Origin of the sequence: Sphingorhabdus sp. EL138, assembly GCF_900258045.1 — a bacterium.
In the GTDB taxonomy this organism is placed as follows: Bacteria; Pseudomonadota; Alphaproteobacteria; order Sphingomonadales; family Sphingomonadaceae; genus Parasphingorhabdus.
Map to the genome: position 1 here is coordinate 215,340 of NZ_OGVD01000004.1, position 19,447 is coordinate 234,786.

At 55.4% G+C, this 19,447-nt stretch carries 16 protein-coding genes; 6 read left to right on the forward strand and 10 right to left on the reverse strand.

Translation table 11 applies throughout. From position 1 onward, the window contains the following. Window positions 1–60 precede the first annotated feature (60 nt). The 9 genes from DK507_RS10870 to DK507_RS10910 form a co-directional block, all read right to left on the reverse strand. Complete coding sequence (locus DK507_RS10870) at window positions 61–1,851, reverse strand: ShlB/FhaC/HecB family hemolysin secretion/activation protein (protein WP_109356426.1); 1,791 nt, start codon at window positions 1,849–1,851, stop codon at window positions 61–63. Between the two features lie 104 nt (window positions 1,852–1,955). Next, window positions 1,956–2,759 carry a hypothetical protein gene (locus tag DK507_RS10875; RefSeq protein ID WP_109356427.1) on the reverse strand — a complete coding sequence of 268 codons (804 nt, stop codon included), beginning with the start codon at window positions 2,757–2,759 and terminating at the stop codon, window positions 1,956–1,958. Next, window positions 2,746–4,800: an adenylate/guanylate cyclase domain-containing protein gene (locus tag DK507_RS10880; protein ID WP_109356428.1), complete on the reverse strand. Its 2,055-nt coding sequence runs from the start codon at window positions 4,798–4,800 to the stop codon at window positions 2,746–2,748. Before DK507_RS10880 ends, DK507_RS10875 begins: the two co-directional genes overlap by 14 nt. Beyond that, window positions 4,800–7,925 carry a CHAT domain-containing protein gene (locus tag DK507_RS10885; protein ID WP_109356429.1) on the reverse strand — a complete coding sequence of 1,042 codons (3,126 nt, stop codon included), beginning with the start codon at window positions 7,923–7,925 and terminating at the stop codon, window positions 4,800–4,802. The genes DK507_RS10880 and DK507_RS10885 overlap by 1 nt, the downstream gene beginning before the upstream one ends. 206 nt (window positions 7,926–8,131) lie before the next feature. Beyond that, complete coding sequence (locus DK507_RS10890; RefSeq protein WP_109356430.1) at window positions 8,132–8,803, reverse strand: nitroreductase; 672 nt, start codon at window positions 8,801–8,803, stop codon at window positions 8,132–8,134. Further along, window positions 8,800–10,629, reverse strand: coding sequence for a cobaltochelatase subunit CobT (cobT, locus tag DK507_RS10895; RefSeq protein ID WP_109356431.1), 1,830 nt, complete (start codon window positions 10,627–10,629; stop codon window positions 8,800–8,802). Before cobT ends, DK507_RS10890 begins: the two co-directional genes overlap by 4 nt. A gap of 81 nt (window positions 10,630–10,710) precedes the next feature. Then, window positions 10,711–12,831: a transglycosylase domain-containing protein gene (locus DK507_RS10900; protein WP_109356432.1), complete on the reverse strand. Its 2,121-nt coding sequence runs from the start codon at window positions 12,829–12,831 to the stop codon at window positions 10,711–10,713. 127 nt (window positions 12,832–12,958) lie between these two features. Continuing rightward, window positions 12,959–13,948 carry a cobaltochelatase subunit CobS gene (cobS, locus tag DK507_RS10905; protein ID WP_108810773.1) on the reverse strand — a complete coding sequence of 330 codons (990 nt, stop codon included), beginning with the start codon at window positions 13,946–13,948 and terminating at the stop codon, window positions 12,959–12,961. A 53-nt stretch (window positions 13,949–14,001) separates the two neighbouring features. Further along, window positions 14,002–14,604, reverse strand: coding sequence for a J domain-containing protein (locus DK507_RS10910; RefSeq protein ID WP_254054348.1), 603 nt, complete (start codon window positions 14,602–14,604; stop codon window positions 14,002–14,004). Between the two features lie 67 nt (window positions 14,605–14,671). On the opposite strand from DK507_RS10910, the gene DK507_RS10915 reads away from it, so the two are divergent. Both DK507_RS10915 and DK507_RS10920 read left to right on the forward strand, forming a co-directional pair. Then, window positions 14,672–14,956: a BolA family transcriptional regulator gene (locus tag DK507_RS10915; protein ID WP_109356433.1), complete on the forward strand. Its 285-nt coding sequence runs from the start codon at window positions 14,672–14,674 to the stop codon at window positions 14,954–14,956. Beyond that, window positions 14,953–15,333, forward strand: a complete 381-nt coding sequence (locus DK507_RS10920) for a cupin domain-containing protein (protein WP_109356434.1) — start codon at window positions 14,953–14,955, stop codon at window positions 15,331–15,333. The genes DK507_RS10915 and DK507_RS10920 overlap by 4 nt, the downstream gene beginning before the upstream one ends. A 20-nt stretch (window positions 15,334–15,353) precedes the next feature. Here the strand turns inward: DK507_RS10920 and DK507_RS10925 are convergent, their stop codons facing one another. Next, entirely contained in the window at window positions 15,354–16,409 is a 1,056-nt protein-coding gene (locus tag DK507_RS10925) for a DUF2332 domain-containing protein (protein ID WP_109356435.1), read from the reverse strand. A gap of 40 nt (window positions 16,410–16,449) precedes the next feature. Here DK507_RS10925 and hisG point away from each other — a divergent pair, with 40 nt between their 5' ends. Genes hisG through nusB form a run of 4 tightly spaced genes read left to right on the forward strand, consistent with a single transcriptional unit; the run spans window position 16,450 to window position 19,392 of the window. After that, window positions 16,450–17,100, forward strand: a complete 651-nt coding sequence (gene hisG / locus DK507_RS10930) for an ATP phosphoribosyltransferase (protein ID WP_109356436.1) — start codon at window positions 16,450–16,452, stop codon at window positions 17,098–17,100. Continuing rightward, complete coding sequence (hisD, locus tag DK507_RS10935) at window positions 17,100–18,398, forward strand: histidinol dehydrogenase (RefSeq protein ID WP_109356437.1); 1,299 nt, start codon at window positions 17,100–17,102, stop codon at window positions 18,396–18,398. The genes hisG and hisD overlap by 1 nt, the downstream gene beginning before the upstream one ends. A gap of 20 nt (window positions 18,399–18,418) precedes the next feature. After that, on the forward strand, window positions 18,419–18,946 hold the full coding sequence (locus tag DK507_RS10940; protein ID WP_109356438.1) for a DUF1993 family protein: 528 nt from the start codon (window positions 18,419–18,421) through the stop codon (window positions 18,944–18,946). After that, a complete protein-coding gene (nusB, locus tag DK507_RS10945; RefSeq protein WP_109356439.1) occupies window positions 18,943–19,392 on the forward strand; it encodes a transcription antitermination factor NusB in 450 nt (149 codons plus the stop codon). The genes DK507_RS10940 and nusB overlap by 4 nt, the downstream gene beginning before the upstream one ends. Window positions 19,393–19,447: the final 55 nt, after the last annotated feature.

Genomic DNA, 19,447 nt, shown 5'->3' on the forward strand with positions numbered 1-19,447 from the left:
CTGTTTTTTGTCGTCTCTGTCATCATCTTGCCTCTGGTCATCATTCGCCGCCTCTATTGCCTATCGCGACCACGGTGCGAGCTGCACCGTCAGCGTCATCAACGCCCGGGCGCTGTCCCGCCGGGTTTCGAAAGGTCCGCTTTTCAGTGGCACCACGGCCATCACGTCCAGACTGGCCTGCCGACCAATGGTTGCGCGAATACCGCCGCCAGCGGAGTAAATTTTTTGGGGATCACCCGGGAGGTTTTTGTTCCACACTCCCATGAGATCGAAATAGACATAGGGTTGCCAGGCAATGCCATCCGGAGAATCGGGGATGAGCGAGCCATAGCTGACCTCCGTCTGCAGACCGTAACCGCTGTCGCCGATAATCGTTCCCGGATCATAGCCACGACCGGTTGTGTAATTGCCGCCCGAAATTTCTTCATAAGAAAACAGCGCATCGGGTGAATATTGGAACCGCGGCTTCAGCGTGAATGCCAATAACGGGGTAGGGCGATAATCCAGTTTTACCTGTCCTCTGACAACAAAAGCGGTTGGATCGCCATCAGCACGGGTGGGAATTACGGTTTCTCCGATACAACGAACAAAGGCTGGTCCGCAGCCCTTGCTGGCACCCAATATGCCAAGACCCTGGCGCAGCTCCAGAGAACCAGCCATGCCCCATTTGGGTTCAAAGGCCGAATAACCGCCGCGACCGGACAAGCTGCCGGGCTCAATCGCATTATAGTCCAGACGGGCATAAGCGATGCTCAGGTCATCTTCATTCGTTCGCGTACCCAGAATATCCGTCTTCTGGTCAATATGTTCAAAACCCACGGTCCCGAACAAATTATGGGATTGTTTGCGGATGAAGGGATAGGTCGCATAAATGCCAGCGACCAAAGTTTCCGATTCAATATCGAAATTGCCCGCCAGTTCCGGGTCCGTCCAAGCATAGGTGAAATTACCGCCAAAACGCAGACCTTCACCGCCGACACGAAATTCATGACCCACTTGCAGGACTTGCTGTTCACTGAAATCAGCGGTTGAAAAAGCGCTGATCGTTGTTTCATCGCCGAGTCCGGTAATCCCGTTAAACCGTGCGCGCAGCAATCCGCCAAACCGGCCGACCTGTTTCGATCCGAAATTCTGGATATTCGCATCCACATAAACCGGTGTGCGAACCACATTAAACTCGCCAATCACGTCTCCGGGGCGCCCGTCGGTGGCGGACGTTACCGGCCGTAAGGAAAGCCGCACATCCAGTCCCGGAATATCGCGCGCGAGCAGGAGATAGCGTTCCGCAACATCAATATTGAAAACCGGTTCGTTGGTCAGCCGGTCAATATATTGTTTCAGCAGTTTCTCTGAAGATCCGGCATCGCCGCGCACCTGCACTGATGTCATCCGTGCAAGCAGAACGTCAAATTTGACGGTGCCGCTTTCGATGGTCTGGGGAGGAACCTGTACAGCTGCTAGATAGCCGGCGCCGCGCAATATGGTTGCGGCCCGATCACGGATTTCACAGACCACGGCAACCGGTACTTCCTGACCTATATAGCCCGAATAAGCTGACTTCAATATTGAGCTATCGACAACGCCAAGGCCGTCAAATTCGACCGCCTGCAAGGAGAATTTGACATCGGCAAATTCAGGATTGGCAAGCGGACAGGCGGATCGCTCGACACCGCCTTCGACGGTCAGAGCTTGTGCCTGGCCTTTTTCGGCTTCTCCCAGCAGTCCACGCTGGATTTCTTCCCTTGTGGGCGCTGCGACTGCCGATTGCGCCCAGGCAGCACCATGGGTCGACAGAATTGCCGGTATTGAGATCAGCAAAGTCAGTTTTTTTGAAGCGCGCGCTCGCGACATATTTTTCCCCGTTTTTCAGTATTTCCTGCGCGACCCCCTTGGAAATACCGTATTTTCACCTCACGCCCTGACCCTCACCTCGGGGCGTAAGATGTTCTTCCCTGTTAACTTGCGTCCTGATTGTCCGAAGAACCGTCATCAAGTGTTTCGACCAGCAGATCGAGCTGGCTCTGACAACCATTGGCAATCAATGCCGCGGCCGCGTCGTCCAGATTTTGTGGTGCCTCGTTCAGCATCACAAAATTAACCTCAACCGATTTGTCGACATTGGACCCAATCAACCTGTAGCTGGCACCATTTTCCAGCGGCGCCTTGGCTCTTGGCCATCGTTTCAGCGGATTGCCCTTACGCCATGCCACTTCGGTCACCGTACCATTGGCTGGTTCAACAATGCTGGCAGTGGCGGACCCGGTATAGTCCGGGCGCCATAACACCAATGCTTCGGCATCGGCTACGCAAAATTTGCCGCCTTTGGTAACGTCCAGAAACCACAGATTCGGGTTTTTCGGTGCAACACTGGTTACACCGACGCCCGCGCTGCGGACCGCTCCGGTTCTGGCCCGGCTGCTTCCGCGATTATTGATGAAGCTGGCAAGGCGCGTCGAGCTGCTGGACTGCGTACGCGCCCTGTTGCCGAGCGAAAATGTTCCAGGGCCTTTCAGCACCCGGGTGCCGCCCTTGCCAAGTATGGTGACTCTATCCAGATCCTTCAGTGTGACTTTTGTACCGTTGGCAAGTTTTTTACCGGCGGGATAGGATTTGGCAGATGGCCCGGTTGAACGAACAACCATATTTTGTGCCACTGCAGCGCCGCTGACACCGACGAGCAATATTGCTCCCAATGCCGCCTTGCCCATGTTGCGTACGAGTTTGCCAGATTTAGCTGTTTTACATTCAACCGAGTGCATAGCTCTCTCCATTTTTCGTTTTTTCCAGTCGTTTCAGCAAATTGGCCAAGCCTAAATCTTCGCCATATCGCTTCATCATAGCATCAAGTGCCTGAATATAAGCATTATCACCTTTTTGATGGGCTCCTATGACGGCTGTCACTGCCGCCCGGTCTTTTTCTTCCCAATCGGGAACGGGTTCAAACACTTCTACGGGGGTGGACCGTCCGCGCAGGGTTATCTTGCCCATCGGCCGGTACCAGTCGAGCCCCGTGCGTTCCATCGCTTCCTTGCTGACCAGCACTTTGGTTTCCAGGGGCTTGTTGGCCGCTTCCAAACGTGCGGCGGTATTCATTGCATCGCCAAGTGCGGTGTACTGGATCCTGCCTTCACCGCCGAAATTTCCGACAATCGCATCGCCATAATGCATTCCGACGCGCGTACGGCCAATTGGAGGCACCCCCTCGGGCACGTTTTTCCTGAATTCTTCGCCGGCTTGATAAAGAGCATAGGCGGCCTTGGCAGCGCGCTCCCCATCGTCGGGCAGAGCAAGCGGTGCGCCCCAGAAACATACCAGCGCATCTCCGACAAACTTGTCGATCGTACCGCCATATTCCAGGGCGACATCGCTGAGCCGGTCGAGATAGTCATTCAGCAGCGTGGCGACCATTTCAGGCTCGATGGCGTGGCTGAGTTTGGTAAAACCTTCCAGATCCGTGAAAACCGCAAATATCTGACGTTTCTCACCATGAAGAGCCAGCTTCTCGGGATCGCGTAATATTTCTCCGGCGATCGATTTGGGCAGATACTTACCCAGCGCACTTTGCGCAAAAGCACGCTGTTTGGAATTGATCGTTCGCGCTGCCGCGCTGACGGAAGCATAGCCGAACAGCCAACCCAAACCCCAGCCAAAGGCCGGCAGGCTGAGCGTATCGACACCGATATTCTGCAGGACAAAAGGAAAAATCAGGAAGAACGCAAACTGGCCGATCAATATACCGGCAACTTTTCCCGCATTGCCCATGATCAGCGCAGAAAGCCCGCCACAGATCGCGACAATCAGGGCTGCCACCCACAGTGTCCAGGCCGGTATCGGGGCCGGGATATCGTCATTCAGCAGCTGTGCGAGCATATGAGCATGGACTTCCAGTCCGATCATTTTGCCATCCTCGCTTTGCAGATCCGTGATTGAACCAATTGGCGTTTCGAACCGATCACGATCAACAAAGTCACCACCGATCAACACATGTTTGCCCGCAATGAAAGATTGCAGCATTTCTGCCGTTGCCGGATCGGCAAAACTTTCTATCGGGAATTTGTCGAACACCGGCATGTCCGGACTTGCCGGAACAAGATAACGGATAGCCCCTTCATTCGCGGCAAATTTGGGATTTGGCCCGGTCAGAGCCATGGCCATAAACGGCGGGGCGTCGGCTTTCTGGGGTGTCCAGCGTCTCTGGACGCCGTCGCTGTCGGTGTTCAGCCGGATGCTGGTCGGTTTCAGGTTATCACCTTCGACCTCGCTCAGGAATGATTTGAGGAATTCATGTTCTGCAAAGCCAATTTCGGGATTATATTTGGGATCGGCATAAGCCAGAAATGTCGGGGTCCGGATTTGCTTGAACGTCGAGACTAGCAACGGGTCGTCATCCTGCGGCATGGTGAACAGAATATCGATGCCGATGGATTTGGGGTTGGCTGCGTCAATCGCTTCCAATGACTGTGCAAGAATTGTCCGGTCGACCGGGGAGCGCTGGCCCGTGAGTTTCAGGGTGTCCTCGTTGTACACGATCATTACGACCCGGTCTTCTTTCTCCACCTCTGGAGCGAAGACGGAAACCCGCATGTCATAGAGTGCGCGTTCGGCGTCCTGGATCAGCGGTGTCGTCCAGCTGAAGCGTGCCATCAAGAGGGCGAGTATCAGGAACAGGATCGTCGAGCCAAGGCGGATCGGACCCAGCTGGTCAAACAGGCGCCGTAACGATTGTAAAATCCCCCGGGCCTCTGCCTTGACATCGCGGTTGTTTGACACCGGGTCGTTATGGCTATCGGAACCCGTCATTATTTCAAGATGGAAGCCGATGATGTTGTGGTTGCTGCATTTGCGGTCTGATTATCCGGCAAAAACGGCCTTGATCCGTCACCGATAATGGCAAAGCCGGACCAGTAATAAGGATGCGACGTTATCGGATCATCCATGAGTTTTTTTTGTGAAACACGCAGTGCCGTCGCGATCGATTGTCCTTTGCCGTCCTCGAACAAGCCGCCAATCAGGCGCTCGGTTGCCTTGAAATCGTCAGGCGCGGGCCAATGACTGGCCAACACCGAACGGCTACCGGCACCAATGAATGACCGGACCAGACCATCCAGCGCGGTGCCTCCGCCACTGCTGACACCTGCTTCGCGTGTGGCGCGGATGCTGGCCTTGCCGGCTGTGTCGCAGGCTGAAAGAATGACAATGTCAGCATCCAGCTTCAGATCGAATATCTCGTCAAAAGCCAAGAGCCCGTCAGATCCCTTGCCACCAAAAGATGTCAGCAAAGCCGGTTTTGCCGGGCAAGATGGCCGCGGAGCGGTGACCAACCCGTGGGTAGCGAAGTGAAGAATGCGATATTCGGAAATATCGGGTTTTGCCAAAATTTGGTCATCGGAAAAAGCTGTGCCGGTAAGTACTTCGGAGCCATTCTGACCAATTATCGAGCGTGCCTGGTAAAGTTCCGCGTCCGAAATGGGCTTGTTCCATTCATCGAGAGCCCAGTTGCAACTGGCATCAAGGCCTTTAGCTGACGCTCGAACGCCGCCTATTCGGGTATTGGCCAGAACCGGCTGATTGCTGCCGAGGCCAAGATACTGCCGGGATGCACCGGAAATTGGGGCCTTGCGTGCTTCGGTAAAACCGCGTGCGGAAACCGCAGTGCTGACATTGATATCGCCGCCCAGCCACCGAACGCCGGTATAGTCGAACGGATCGCCATCTGGCTGCTCGATCCGCTCCAGATATTGTGAGACGGAATTGTCATCAGCGACCAGCAAATTGATCGGCAGGCGCAGCATCGCTCCATCTGGTTCAAAGATCAGATGACTTTTTGATGCCAGTCGCTGTGCCATGGGATCCAAAAGTGCTTTGTAGAGTTTTCGGGACGTTTCTATGTCAAATGGATAAGTGACATATTGTCCATTTTCAAAAACGGAGATGGAGGCACGCAAAAGGTCTACTTGCTGATCCAGTGCACTGGCACTCAAGGCCGATTTATAGGCGGTGGCAAACTCTTGATCTGCGTAGAGCATGAATATGTCATCGCCGACAATCGCCATGCGTAGATAGGCTTCAGAAGGTGTCATAGATGCCCGCAAATCGGTGAGGCTGATAGAGCTTCCCGCAACAGCACGATATTGTGGAAATTGCGACAGGCTGACAATGGTGAGCTGCTGGCTTCGCTCCAGTTCCTCTATCTCAGCAGCCAGATCGGCACGGCGTCGCCGTGTTCCTGCATTTTGTTCCACCTTGCCCAAAGCGGTGAAGCGCATGCGCAGTCTTTCGATGCTGCGGTCAAGATTGTTGGATTGCCGAAACAGACGCGCTGCTTCGTCGGTGCCGCCGCTAAGCTCTCGGGATAACGCCGCCTGAGTTTCGGCAACACCAGGCCGGACCAGAACCTGAGCGGCTTTGAAGAACTCTGCTGCAGAATCCGGATCATCGCTCATCAGCTTGAAATAGGGGCCAAGCTGATTGGCAATACCCGTGATCGCGCTGCGCTTGCCCAGCGAACTGTCGACGACTTCGCGATATAATTGCCGTGCTTCATCTTGTTTGTTGCGGCGCAATAAATAGCTGGCCAGCTTTGCTTTGGCGGCATTGACGGCGCGGGTCTCGGGATACTGCAGTTCCACCAGCTCCAGAGCATTGCGCAGAAGCTGCTCCGCATTGCCAAATTCGCCCTCTGCTTCGGAGATCAGGGCCAGTTCCGACAATATCTGTGTCCGCAGCCGCGTGATGGAGGTGACCCGTCCGTCGCGAACCGCAACGGCCCGGTTATAGGCGGTGGTCAGCGAACGCTGAGCGGTATCGGCATCTCCCTTGATGCGCTGGGCCGTGCCAATCAACTGCAGGGCCTGCGCATCAATAATCTCCGCGCGCTCCTGCTGGGTCAGTTTCAGATCATCATTGAAACCGAGTAAACTGGATGCCTTGCTGTCACTGTTCAACCGGGTTGCGATGGGCGCCGTGATGGTGAGGTTGGAAATCAGTGCATCTTGCTGCGTTTCCAACGCTTTGACGGGCAGATTTATGCGATCGACTGCCTCTTCATAACGCCCCTGATTCAGCAGATGTATACCTTCAAAATTACGCAGTAATTTCTGGTTCACGACATTGTCCGATATCACTGATCGGGCTTGTTCAAACAATTCGTCTGCTTCTGCAAATTCGCCAAGGTTCGATTTTTGCAGGGCGCGATTGATATAATATTCTTCGGGATTGATATCCTGATCATCCAAACCGGCGGTGCGCTGTTGCAAGGTCTCAAAAAACGCCGCAGCTTCGGCATAATTGCCGCTCAGATTACGGCGATAACCCTCTGCCAGGGCCAGTTCGGGCTTTAGTGTTAGCGCCTGTACCCTTGCAAACGCGAAAGGATCTTCGATAGAAGTCGATGCAACGTCGATCCGGCCTTTGATAATCTTGTCCGCCATGACAGATTTTAGCGTCAAAAGCGTTGCGCTGTCATAAACCGTCAGGCCCTCTGCGACATAAGTAACATTACCGCGCTCTTCCCGGAATATTGAATAGCTGACCGGTTCGTCGGAAAGTTTGCAGATATTCCGGCTGATGCCGTCGACGCTATCTTGCGCTGCGTCCTGGCCGCAGGTGATCGAATCTTTGCGAGATTTGGCGAGGCGGGTAAGGACATTGTCTTCCGGTGCACGAAAAGCATAGACGTTACCGACCGGACGCGCGGAATCGCGGCAGACGACCGCCCAAGTGCGGTCAAAAATGCTTCGCTTTGCTTTATTTTCAAGGCTTCTGTCCTGAACTTGGCAAAGTGTCCCGTCGCCTGAACCAATAGGGAAACTGTCGCGCAGTGCCACGGGCATGCCTTGCGCGTGAGCAACGGATGATGTTGCAGCCAGTGTCAATGCCGGAAGCAATGCCAGTATAGGCAAGCGAAAATCTCTCGGACGGATCATATATTCCCCACAATACCCCAAGAAGGCTTATCCATGAAGGCTAAGCTATTCTATTGCGACCCGAAAATTCCCTCATGAATATCCATAAGCGAATTTTCCGATTCTGGTATAGTAATTTATCGACACAGCCGGTCAGAAAGGGTGACGATCGTCACTTTCTGAGACAGTTTAGAAAATAATCTTTTTTATTCAGATGTTTAGATATTTTAAAATCCAACAAATTTTACATTTTCGGACAGGGGAACCCGCGGTACGTCGAAATTGTTAATGGGCGCATCCGGATCACGATATCCGATGGCCATTCCACAAAAGAAAATGTGGTCATCGTCAATGCCGAGCAGCTCGCGCATATAAGTTCCATACATCGCCCAGATTTCCTGCGGGCAACTGTCCAGACCTTCTTCGCGAAGGAGCAGCATCACGGTTTGCAGCCACATGCCCATATCTGACCATTGCGGCGGCCCCATATATTTGCGGGTATAGGTGAACAGCTGCACTGGTGCGCCAAAACTGTCCCAGTTGGCCATCATCTGCTTGATCCGCGCGCCACCATCTTCGCGGGGAATTTTCAGAGAGTCGAACATCGCCTTGCCGATGCCCTTGCGCTGATCTTCGTAGCGCCCTTCCAGATCTTTGGGGTAGATGTCATATTCCATATTCTCACCGGCTGGCGCCGTCGGAACTTTGGCCTTGATGGCATCTGCAATCCGCGTCAGCTCATCGCCACCGACAACAATGGCATTCCATGGCTGGGTGTTGCCGCCTGATGGTGAGCGGGCTGCGGTTTCCAGGATTTTCTGGAGTGTTTTCTGATCAACGGGCTTGTCGAGAAACTGGCGGACGGAACGGCGGGATTTAACAGCTTCGGTTACGTTCATTTTGTTTCCTCGTCAAAAAGTCCGGCCAGTTGTTCGACCATAGTGCCGCCCAGCTGCTCCGCATCCATGATGGTGACAGCGCGCTTGTAATAGCGGGTCACGTCGTGGCCGATGCCGATCGCAACTAGCTGCACCGGCGAGCGGCTCTCAATCCAGTCGATGACTTTGCGAAGATGATTTTCCAGATAGGCACCATGGTTCACTGAAAGGGTTGAATCATCCACCGGCGCGCCATCGGAAATGACCATCAATATCCGACGTTCTTCGGGCCGTCCGATCAGGCGATTATGCGCCCAGAGCAATGCCTCGCCGTCGATATTTTCTTTGAGTAACCCTTCGCGCATCATCAGGCCAAGATTTTTGCGGGCCCGCCGCCACGGTTCATCTGCCTGTTTGTAGATGATGTGGCGCAGGTCGTTGAGCCTACCGGGATTGGCCGGACGATCCGCCGCCAGCCAGCTTTCGCGGCACTGACCGCCTTTCCATGCACGAGTGGTGAAGCCGAGAATCTCGGTTTTGACTCCGCAACGTTCGAGTGTGCGGGCCATGATATCGGCGCTAATCGCGGCGATGCTGATCGGCCGGCCGCGCATCGAACCGCTATTGTCGATCAGCAGCGTGACGACGGTATCGCGGAAATCGGTCTCGCGTTCGACCTTGTAGGACAGGCTGTGCGCCGGATTGCTGACCACGCGGGCGAGGCGGGCGGCATCCAGCATGCCTTCTTCCTGATCAAAATCCCAGCTGCGGTTCTGCTGCGCCATCAGACGGCGTTGCAAGCGATTGGCAAGCTTGGTGACCGCGCCCTGTAAATTGGTCAGTTGCTGGTCAAGAAACGCGCGCAGTCGGGTAAGCTCTTCTTCATCGCACAATTCGGTTGCGCTGATGATCTCGTCATATTTTTCGGTCCACGGCGCATAGTCAAAGCCGGGCGGCAGGTCGGACATCGGGCGATTGGGGCGGACCGGCATCATGCCATCATCACCGGCATCGCCCATTTCCTCTTCCGAGCCTTCTTCCATTTCTTCGGCGTTTAGCTCGCTTTCGCTATCCTGCGCATCATCCTCGGACTGTTCGGAGCGCATGTCCTGCTGCCCCTGATCGCCAGTGGCTTCATCATCGGCGCCATCATCGTCCTGATCATCGCTGTCTTCATCAGAATCGTCGTCATTGTCGTCGGCGTCTGAAGTTTCATCGTCGCTGTTGATGAGGTCGAGATGTTCCAGTAACTGCGTGGAAAGTTTGGCAAAGCTCTCCTGATCATCGAGCGTGAGATTTAGACCATCGAGATCGGCACCTGCGCCTTCCTCAATCCACTCGCGCAGCATCTCGACACCCTTCAACGTCGATTCCGGCGGCGCTTCGCCGGTCAGCTTTTCGCGGGCAAGCAAGGCGAGTGCCGTCGAGATCGGCACTTCATCGCGATTCTGCGCGCGGGAGATCGGATCCGAGCGCATGCGCATTTCCAGCGCCGCATCAAGGTTCCCGTTCACGCCCTTCATATTACGCGATCCCAGCGCATCGGTCCGCACCTGTTCCAGAGCATCAAAACATGCCCGGGCAACGGCCTCTTGCGGCGCATTTTTGCGGTGACGGCCTTCGTCATGATAGCGCAGTTTCAGCGCGAAGCTGTCGGCAAAACCGCGTGCCTGGGCGACCTGATCGGGTGGAAGATCGCGTGCCGGCATCGGCACCTTGAGATGTTGCCCGGATTGCGAAGGTGCTTCTGCGGTGTAAGCCAACTCCACTTCCGGTTCATGCGACATGGCGCGCGCAGCACCGCCGAGCACGTCTTTCAGATCATCAAGTTTGGAACGGTCAGCCATAGAAGACAACAGCCATAAGCGGAAACTTAAGGGGAATCAAAGGTCTAAATTCCACCTTTTTGGTAGGGATAGCGTTGCTTCTTAACGATCCGTAGCGGCAGGTGTCTCTTCGCGCCGACTTTCGATGGCCATACCATCATTATCAAGACGCAGATCAAGGGGAATACCGCCAACCTCGGTGGAGATTGAAACGCCGTCTTCACCGTTGATCCGGATTTCGGAGTCGCCAAGATCGATCGGCACATCCTGCAAATCGTCAATATCTGGCAAATCCAATGGTTTGATCGGTCCATCAGGATCCGGTTTGCGGACCGGTTTCGGATATCTCGCCGGACCAACGCCTTGTACTGCCTGGCGCATGAAGTCACGCCAGATGCGTGCGGGAACACCGCCGCCGCTTACGCCTTTAAGCGGGGTATTGTCGTCATTGCCAACCCACACGCCGACGACCAGATCGCCTGCATAACCGACAAACAGGGCATCGCGATTTTTCTGACTGGTACCGGTTTTGCCGTAATTGGGAATGGACAGCTGGGCATTGCGGCCTGTGCCTTCGTTGACCGCCGTGCGCAACATGTCTTCCATCCGCTCATGGGTGTTATTGCCATAACGCCCCGGCCAGTCGAACAGCCATTCTGCCCAGCTTTGTTCCTTCTTTTCGAAGGCATAAGGTTTGATCGGCCAACTGTTGCTGGCCACGCCGGCATATGCGGCGGTCAACTCCAAAAGCGTCATCGTTGATGTGCCGAGCGCCAGACTGGGATCATCCTCCGCCAGTTTTGACGTGACGCCGAGATTTCTGGCTTCGCGAATAACCGCTTTGTCGCCAACTTGGCCGAATAGGCGCACCGCCGCGACATTGCTGGACTTGGCAAACGCCTCTTTCAGCGTAATTTCGCCGCGATATTTATCTCCGGCATTTTTTGGCAAATAGCCGCCTTTAGTGATCGGACTGTCATCGACCATGTCATCTGGCCGTATATCGGCGCGCAATGCCGCAAGCCAGACGAACAGCTTGAAGGTCGACCCCGGCTGGCGTTTCGCCTGTGTCACCCGGTTAAAGGCGGATTCCTTATAGTCACGCCCACCAATCATCGCTACCACCTCACCGTCTGGCCGCATCGCCACCAGCGCAACCTGCGCTTTGCCGAGCGGCGCGCGGCTAACGACATTGTTGGCAATTTTCTGCAGCCGGGAGTCCAGCGTCGTGGTCAGCGTCAGCTTGCTATAGCTCATTTCCGACAGTGCTCTGGCCCGTGGCATCGCCCAGTCGGCAAAATAAGTGCCCGTGGGAACGGTGTTTTTGGCCCGCACATCCAGCACCGGATTGGGTAGGCTATCGGCCTCTTTCTGGTGCAGAAAACCGGCCGCCACCATCGCTGATTTAACCAGCTTCGCCCGCTTGGCAGCAAGGTCGGGGTTGCGGGTCGGCGCAAGGCGGGAAGGGGCCTGCACCAGCCCGGCCAGCATGATCGCCTGTTCCGGTTTCAGGTTTTCCGGCTTGCGATAATAGTAATGCAGCGAAGCGGCGCGCAGACCGTAGACATTGTCACCAAAATAGACGTTGGACAGATAACGCTCAAGGATTTCATCTTTCGACAAGCGTGCTTCCATCCAGAAAGCGATCAGCATTTCGCGAGCCTTGCGGGTCAGGCTGCGCTCTGGTGTGAGGAAGGTAAGCTTGGCGAGCTGCTGCGTAATCGTGCTGCCGCCCTGTGTCATGCCGCTGCCAGTGGCATTGCTCCATGCCGCACGCGCAAGGCCGCGCGGGTCGACGCCCCAATGAGAATAGAACCGCCGGTCTTCGATCGCGAGAAAGGCATTGACGACATGATCGGGCAGTTCTGCGACCTGTACCGGCTCATCTACAATGGCGCCGTTGCGCGCAATCGGCTGGCCATCAGAGGTGAGCAGGGTAATCTGCGGCGGTGCGATCGGTTGCAGGGATTTTGACAATGGTGCCGTAATCGCTAGCCAGGCAATCAGCAATATGAAGAGAAACAGAACCGCCGCCAGCCCGCGACTGAACCACCACCATTTGCCGCGCGGTTTTTTAAGCGGGGCAAGCGGTTCGTCCTGCAAATGCGGGGGCAGGGCATCGCCATAAGGTTCGTAAAAGACGGTTTCCACGGCCGCTTTGCGGCCAAAAGGCCAATACCATCGCCGGCGTGGCGCATCAGGGTGGGATGTCTTATCCAGCATTACTTACTGTATTACACTAGTAACACACAAAATGCGAGAAACAATTTCGGACAACCATGATCAGCCCTCCTCGTGAACCGAAGAGACCTATATGTTCATCAGTGAGTGAACCCGAAATGAAGCGGATTTACGCTCCAACCACACTTTCCGGCAGATCTTCACCAAAGACGCGCTGATAATATTCCGCGACCAGCATCCGTTCTGCTTCGTCGCATTTGTTGAGGAAGCTCAGGCGGAAGGCGAAGCCGACATTGTTGAATATCGCCGCATTCTGGGCCCAGCTGATCACGGTCCGCGGGCTCATCACGGTGGATATATCTCCGTTGACGAAACCCTGACGCGACAGGTCGGCGACCTTGATCATATTCTCAACGGTTTTGTCATCCGTGTCGGGAACCTTGGACAGGATGACCTGCGCCTCGGTCGCGGCTGGCAGATAGTTGAGCGTCACAACAATGTTCCAGCGGTCCATCTGACCCTGGTTGATCTGCTGCGTGCCATGATAAAGCCCGCTGGTATCGCCGAGACCTACCGTGTTGGCCGTGGCGAACAGGCGGAAATTCGGGTTCGGGCGAATGACACGGTTCTGATCGAGCAGGGTCAATTTACCCTCGGCCTCCAGCACGCGCTGGATCACGAACATCACGTCGGGACGACCGGCATCATATTCGTCAAAAACCAGAGCGGTTGGCGTCTGCAACGCCCATGGCAGCAGACCTTCACGGAATTCGGTAACCTGCTGACCATCTTTCAGAACAATCGCGTCACGGCCGACAAGATCGATACGGCTGATATGCGCGTCGAGGTTGATGCGGATACACGGCCAGTTGAGCCGCGCTGCGACCTGTTCAATATGCGTCGATTTACCCGTGCCGTGGAAACCCTGAACCATCACCCGGCGGTTAAAGGCAAAGCCAGCGAGGATCGCGGCAGTTGTGTCCTGATCAAACACATAGGATGGATCAAGGTCAGGAACGCGCTCGTCCTTTTCGCTAAAGGCCGGGATTTGCATGTCCAGATCAATGCCAAACATCTCCCGTGCATCAACGGTCTGATCCGGAGCCGCCAAAACAGTTTCGCCGCTGCCGCTGGGATGGGTATTTGGTATATCAGTCATGTCTGTCCTTTGAAAACTCGGGCCTCAATATGAAATGCAAAAAGCCAGAGCCACTATCTAAAATCCGGTGATTCCTTAAGCTGCGTATAGGCCGCGATCACATTTGCCAACTGTTTCTCATGACTTCTGTTGCCGCCATTGCGGTCGGGATGATATTTGCGGACCAGCTCCGAATAGCGTCTGCGAATTTCGCCGCGCTCTGCATCCTCGCCAAGCCCTAGCGTCTTTAGTGCCTTGCGGTCGCCAGCGCTGATCGCGCGTCCTGGTGTTTGGGGCCTTGAAACACTGGCAGCAAATCTTGCACCAATTGCATCCAGTGGATCGGTAAAATCACTCCATGCCGGTGCATCGCTTGGTCCGGTTTGATAGATTCGCCGGCTGCTATCCCAACCGCGGATCGGATGCTGCGCCTCAAAAATCTGTTCCTGATCCATGCCATCGAAATAATCATAGCCCTGATTAAATTCACGGACATGATCAAGGCACAGCCAGCGATATTCGCCGGGGCCGTCATAACTGTGCCGGGCGCCGTAAACAGAGGGTGCACGAAACTCGCCATCTTCTTCACACCCTTCAATCGCGCAGGTCCGCCCTTCGCTTTCCACACGACCATGAAAACGATTGGGTTTCTTTTTTTGAGGATCGGAGGAAGGCAAAAGGTTATCCGGTTGTTGAGGCGAGAAGGCGGTTCGCAAATGCTGGTAAGCCTTCTATATAGGCACGATGGAAACAGAATCAAAAGGGCCAGTGGCCGCAGAAATTGAAAAGCGGCTGATGGAAGCGCTTGCGCCCACTTCGCTGAATGTCATCAACGACAGCGCGATCCACCGCGGTCACGCCGGTGATGACGGCAGCGGAGAGTCGCATTTCACGGTGGAAATCACTTGCGAGGCCTTTGAAGGGCAGTCGCGGCTCAACCGGCAGCGGATGGTGAACAAGGCGCTGGGCGATCTGATGCACGACAAGGTGCATGCCATGGCGATCAAGGCAAAGGCGCCGGGCGAGTGAGTGACAAAGCCACTCCGAGCAAGGTTAATCTGAAAAAAGCTTTTGCAAGTTTCTCCGATCACTGGTCGCCGAAGATCGCCGGCGATATCAACGACGCGCAAGTGAAACTGGCAAAGTTTGAAGGCAAGTTTGACTGGCATCATCATGACAATGAAGACGAGCTGTTTCTCGTCATCGCCGGAACCATGCGCATGGGCTTGCGCACCGGCGATGTCGATGTCGGGCCGGGTGAGTTCATCATCATCCCGCGCGGGGTGGAGCATCGTCCCGAGGGTCTGGATGGCGAATGCCATGTGTTATTGCTCGAACCCAAGACGATAGTGAATACGGGCAACGTCGTGACCGAGAAGACCGTGACAGAGTTGGATCGGTTATAGGCAGCGGAAATGGTCGGATTCTAAGAGGCTCCCAACCATTTGACCCATGCGCCATGCGCATGGGCTTCCCCAAGCTTGACCGGCTCGCTGCCATCAGGCCAGTGCCGAACGATTAATTCATGGCGATAGGTTTCGCGATTGGCTTCCAATGACAGCCAGGCCAGCGGTCGCTCTGCGGTGGCTCGGGTTCCGGCTTCTTCCATCGCCTGCTTGATCCGATCACGCCCTGCTTTGGGGATATATTGCCAGACGATGGAATGGACCAGCACCCGCGTAACGCCCGCTGTCTGCGGTCTGGCCAGCTGTTCGATCATCCAGTCGTCGGCGCTTGCGCCTTCCAGGTTGGGTGGCCGATCGTTGACCATCTCTATGGCGGTCTTCATCCGTTCGAAGCGCACGGTATGTTCGGGCCAGATATAGGCCGTAAGCCGGCGGGCTTGCGCCGGATCAGCGAGATCAACCGGGGCAATGTCACAGCCGCGAAGCGACTCAAAGGTAAAGGGTGCGTCGGGTGGCGGCGCTCCTTCCCAATCGGGCATAAAGGAAAGGGATGCATCCTCAGGACCAACAGAAACCCCACCTAGTGTATAGTGATAGCGATCGATCATCAGATTGAGGCCGGCACTGGACCCTATTTCCAGCAGTTCATAGCGCGGGGGCAATCCTTGATCGGTCAGCCAAAGCAGGCCGGCGATGTAAGAGGAAGACCGCCCCGCCTCATTGGTCTGTGGGGGAGAGTCGAGCCACGGCAGCAAGGCCGCCTCGTCTGTCTCTATCGTGGCGGCAATGATCTGCTCGGCATCCTTGGCGGCTTGTTCGGCGCCCTCGTAAATGGCGGAGAGCTGGCCATGCTGACCTGCCAGATGCAGTGCGTGAAAGCCGCCAGCGACCCGCAAGGGCAGGGCGTCGGCCAGCGGATTGCCTTCCCATCCAAGCACTTGGCGGCCCAATTCGGTGCTTTCGTCCAGAGCCCCGATAATCGCCTCTACCATGCGGCCGGTAATCGGTGCGCCATTGGAACGGCAATATTCAATCTGGTTTGTGAAGGCGTCCTGTATCTTTTGCTGGTTAGACATATTGCCCTTTCCGGTATGAGGCCCTAATGCGTCGGCTTCTATGACCACACCCCTTATCTTTGCAATCCCCAAGGGACGAATTCTCGACGAGGCCTTGCCGATGCTGGCCAAGGTCGGCATCGAACCTGCACCGGAATTTTTCGACAAGGCTAACCGCAGCCTGATGTTCGGCACCAATCAGGCGCATGTCTCGATCATCCGGGTGCGCGCCTTTGATGTGGCGACTTTTGTCGCCCATGGCGCGGCGCAAATCGGTATTGTCGGATCGGATGTGGTTGAGGAATTCAACTATAGCGAGCTTTATGCGCCGGTTGATCTCGGCATTGGTCGCTGCCGCCTCTCGGTAGCGCAACCGAAGGACGATGCCGATCAGATCGGCAATATCTCGCATATCCGGGTCGCCACCAAATATCCGAATCTGACCAGCCGCCATTTTGAGGCGCAGGGCATTCAGGCGGAATGCGTCAAGCTGAACGGGGCGATGGAATTGGCGCCATCGCTTGGCCTGTCGCGACATATTGTCGATCTGGTCGAATCCGGTAGCACTCTGAAAGCCAATAATCTTGTCGAGACCGACAGGATTATTGATATCTCTGCGCGGTTGGTGGTCAATCGAGCCGCTTTCAAGATGCGCAGCGAAGAGTTGACAGGACTGGTCCAGAAATTCCGCGAGCTGGTGGGGCAGGTCTGATGGCTTTGCGGCTTTCGACATCCGATAGCGGCTTTGCTGAAGCGTTTGACGCACTCGTTAATGCCCGGCGTGAAGCAGATGCTGATGTGTCAGCGGACGTCGTTGCGATCATCAAAGACGTGCGGGCCCATGGCGACGAAGCGCTATCCCGGCTGACACAGAAATTTGACGGGCATGACTTGGACTTTACTGGCTGGCAAATATCTCAGCTGGAATGTGAAGCAGCGCTGGAAGGTCTTGATCCCAACTTGCGGATCGCACTGGAACTGGCCGCCATACGGATCCGTGATTATCACGAGGGGCAAAAGCCCGATAACCGCGACTATCGCGATGATGCCGGAGTCCGCATCGGTGCGCGCTGGAATGCCGTTGAGCGGGCGGGTATCTATATCCCCGGCGGTCGAGCGGCCTATCCGTCTTCGGTTTTGATGAACGCCATACCGGCCAAGGTGGCCGGCGCGGATCGCGTCATCATGGTTACGCCAACGCCGGGTGGTGAGATAAATCCACTGGTTCTAGCCGCCGCCCAAATTGCCGGCGTCGATGAGATATGGAGAATCGGCGGCGCGCAGGCGGTTGCGGCGTTGGCCTTTGGTACCGACAAGATCGCTCCTGTCGATGTCATCACCGGTCCCGGCAATGCGTGGGTCGCAGAGGCTAAACGTCAGGTCTATGGCGTGGTTGGCATTGATATGGTCGCGGGGCCATCGGAAATCTTAGTGGTGGCCGATGGTAAGAACGACCCGGACTGGATTGCGGCTGACTTGCTGTCACAGGCAGAGCATGATCCAACCAGCCAATCGATCTTGTTTACCGATGATGCTGCGTTTGCCGATGCCGTTGCCGCGCGTATCGATGCGCAGCTAACAGAACTGGCGACAAGCAAAACAGCGACACAAAGCTGGGCTGATAATGGCGCGATCATCCTGGTCGATCGGTTGGAGAAAGCCATGCCGCTGGTTGATCGTCTCGCTGCCGAGCATCTCGAGCTGGCGTGCGATGATCCGCAGGCGCTATTCAACAAGGTCCGTCATGCGGGTTCCGTATTCTTGGGCCGCCATACACCGGAAGCGGTTGGCGACTATGTTGCCGGTCCCAACCATGTGCTACCAACCGGACGACGTGCGCGTTTCTCATCCGGGCTGTCCGTGACCGATTTCATGAAACGGACCAGCTTTCTGGAATGCGATGAGGCGGCGCTTGGAAAAATTGGCCCGGCGGCCGTTGCCCTCGCCGAAGCAGAAGGTTTGCCTGCCCATGCCGCCAGCGTGCAAAAGCGGCTGGACAGGCGTCGATAATCAACAGAAAGACCGAGCCTATGAACATTTCATTATATGACGCCGTTATTCCGTCACAGCTTCAGATTATTGCGGCCGTTCGCGGGCTGGTCGATAAGGCAAAAGCACATTGTGAAGAGGGCGGTACTGCTGCCGAAGACATTATCGGTGCCCGGCTGATTGAAGACATGCAGCCCTTTTCCTATCAGGTGAAATGTTGTCGCGAGCATTCGCTAGGCGCAATAGAGGCCGCGCGGGAAGGCGTGTTTACACCGAGCTTGGCGCCACCGCCGGACAGCTGGGAGGGGCTTTACGAAAAGCTCGATGAAGCGAAGGCCGGGCTTGAAAAGGTTGACGAAGCAGAGATGGCCGGTTTTGTTGGGCAACCAATGGAATTTCGTTTCAGGGAAACCGTCATGCCATTCACTGTCGAAAATTTCCTGCTCAGTTTCGCGCAGCCCAATTTTTACTTCCACGCAACCACGGCCTATGATCTACTCCGTGAACGTGGCTTCAAGATTGGCAAAATGGATTTCGTGGGTATGCCGCGAATGAAGCGGCCAGCATGACCGCAAAATCAAACACCCGATCCACTGCCCGCCTTGCTGCGGTCCAGGCTTTGTTCCAGCATGAAATGGAAAAGACACCCGTACCGCGCCTGCTGAAAGAATTTCATGATCACCGGCTTGGCGCTGAAATTGAGGATGCCCAATATCGCCCGGTAGAGGTCGATTTTTTTGATGATCTCGTCGTTGGAGTGTCCGAAAAACGCGATGAAATTGATGCGCTCATCGCTGAAAAACTGGCATCCGGCTGGTCTATGGGGCGGCTCGACAAAACTATGTTGCAAATTCTGCGCGCCGGGGCCTTTGAATTGATGGCACGGGACGATGTCCCGACGGGGACGGTAATCAGTGAATATGTGGACGTCGCACATGCCTTTTTTGACAAAAAGGACAGCGGGTTCATCAATGGATTGCTGGACGCAATAGCGAAGCAGGTTCGGGGCGGCTGAGGGGCTGACATCAACGCGATTCTGCTTGGCAGGGGAGTGTGAGTGTTGGTAATAG

Excerpts from the sequence above, each read along its gene's own strand:
- DK507_RS10870 (WP_109356426.1), bottom strand. The coding sequence starts at position 1,851 with ATGTCGCGAGCGCGCGCTTCAAAAAAACTGACTTTGCTGATCTCAATA.
- DK507_RS10875 (WP_109356427.1), bottom strand. The coding sequence starts at position 2,759 with ATGCACTCGGTTGAATGTAAAACAGCTAAATCTGGCAAACTCGTACGC.
- DK507_RS10880 (WP_109356428.1), bottom strand. The coding sequence starts at position 4,800 with ATGACGGGTTCCGATAGCCATAACGACCCGGTGTCAAACAACCGCGAT.
- DK507_RS10885 (WP_109356429.1), bottom strand. The coding sequence starts at position 7,925 with ATGATCCGTCCGAGAGATTTTCGCTTGCCTATACTGGCATTGCTTCCG.
- DK507_RS10890 (WP_109356430.1), bottom strand. The coding sequence starts at position 8,803 with ATGAACGTAACCGAAGCTGTTAAATCCCGCCGTTCCGTCCGCCAGTTT.
- cobT (WP_109356431.1), bottom strand. The coding sequence starts at position 10,629 with ATGGCTGACCGTTCCAAACTTGATGATCTGAAAGACGTGCTCGGCGGT.
- DK507_RS10900 (WP_109356432.1), bottom strand. The coding sequence starts at position 12,831 with ATGCTGGATAAGACATCCCACCCTGATGCGCCACGCCGGCGATGGTAT.
- cobS (WP_108810773.1), bottom strand. The coding sequence starts at position 13,948 with ATGACTGATATACCAAATACCCATCCCAGCGGCAGCGGCGAAACTGTT.
- DK507_RS10915 (WP_109356433.1), top strand. The coding sequence starts at position 14,672 with ATGGAAACAGAATCAAAAGGGCCAGTGGCCGCAGAAATTGAAAAGCGG.
- DK507_RS10925 (WP_109356435.1), bottom strand. The coding sequence starts at position 16,409 with ATGTCTAACCAGCAAAAGATACAGGACGCCTTCACAAACCAGATTGAA.
- hisG (WP_109356436.1), top strand. The coding sequence starts at position 16,450 with ATGACCACACCCCTTATCTTTGCAATCCCCAAGGGACGAATTCTCGAC.
- hisD (WP_109356437.1), top strand. The coding sequence starts at position 17,100 with ATGGCTTTGCGGCTTTCGACATCCGATAGCGGCTTTGCTGAAGCGTTT.
- DK507_RS10940 (WP_109356438.1), top strand. The coding sequence starts at position 18,419 with ATGAACATTTCATTATATGACGCCGTTATTCCGTCACAGCTTCAGATT.
- nusB (WP_109356439.1), top strand. The coding sequence starts at position 18,943 with ATGACCGCAAAATCAAACACCCGATCCACTGCCCGCCTTGCTGCGGTC.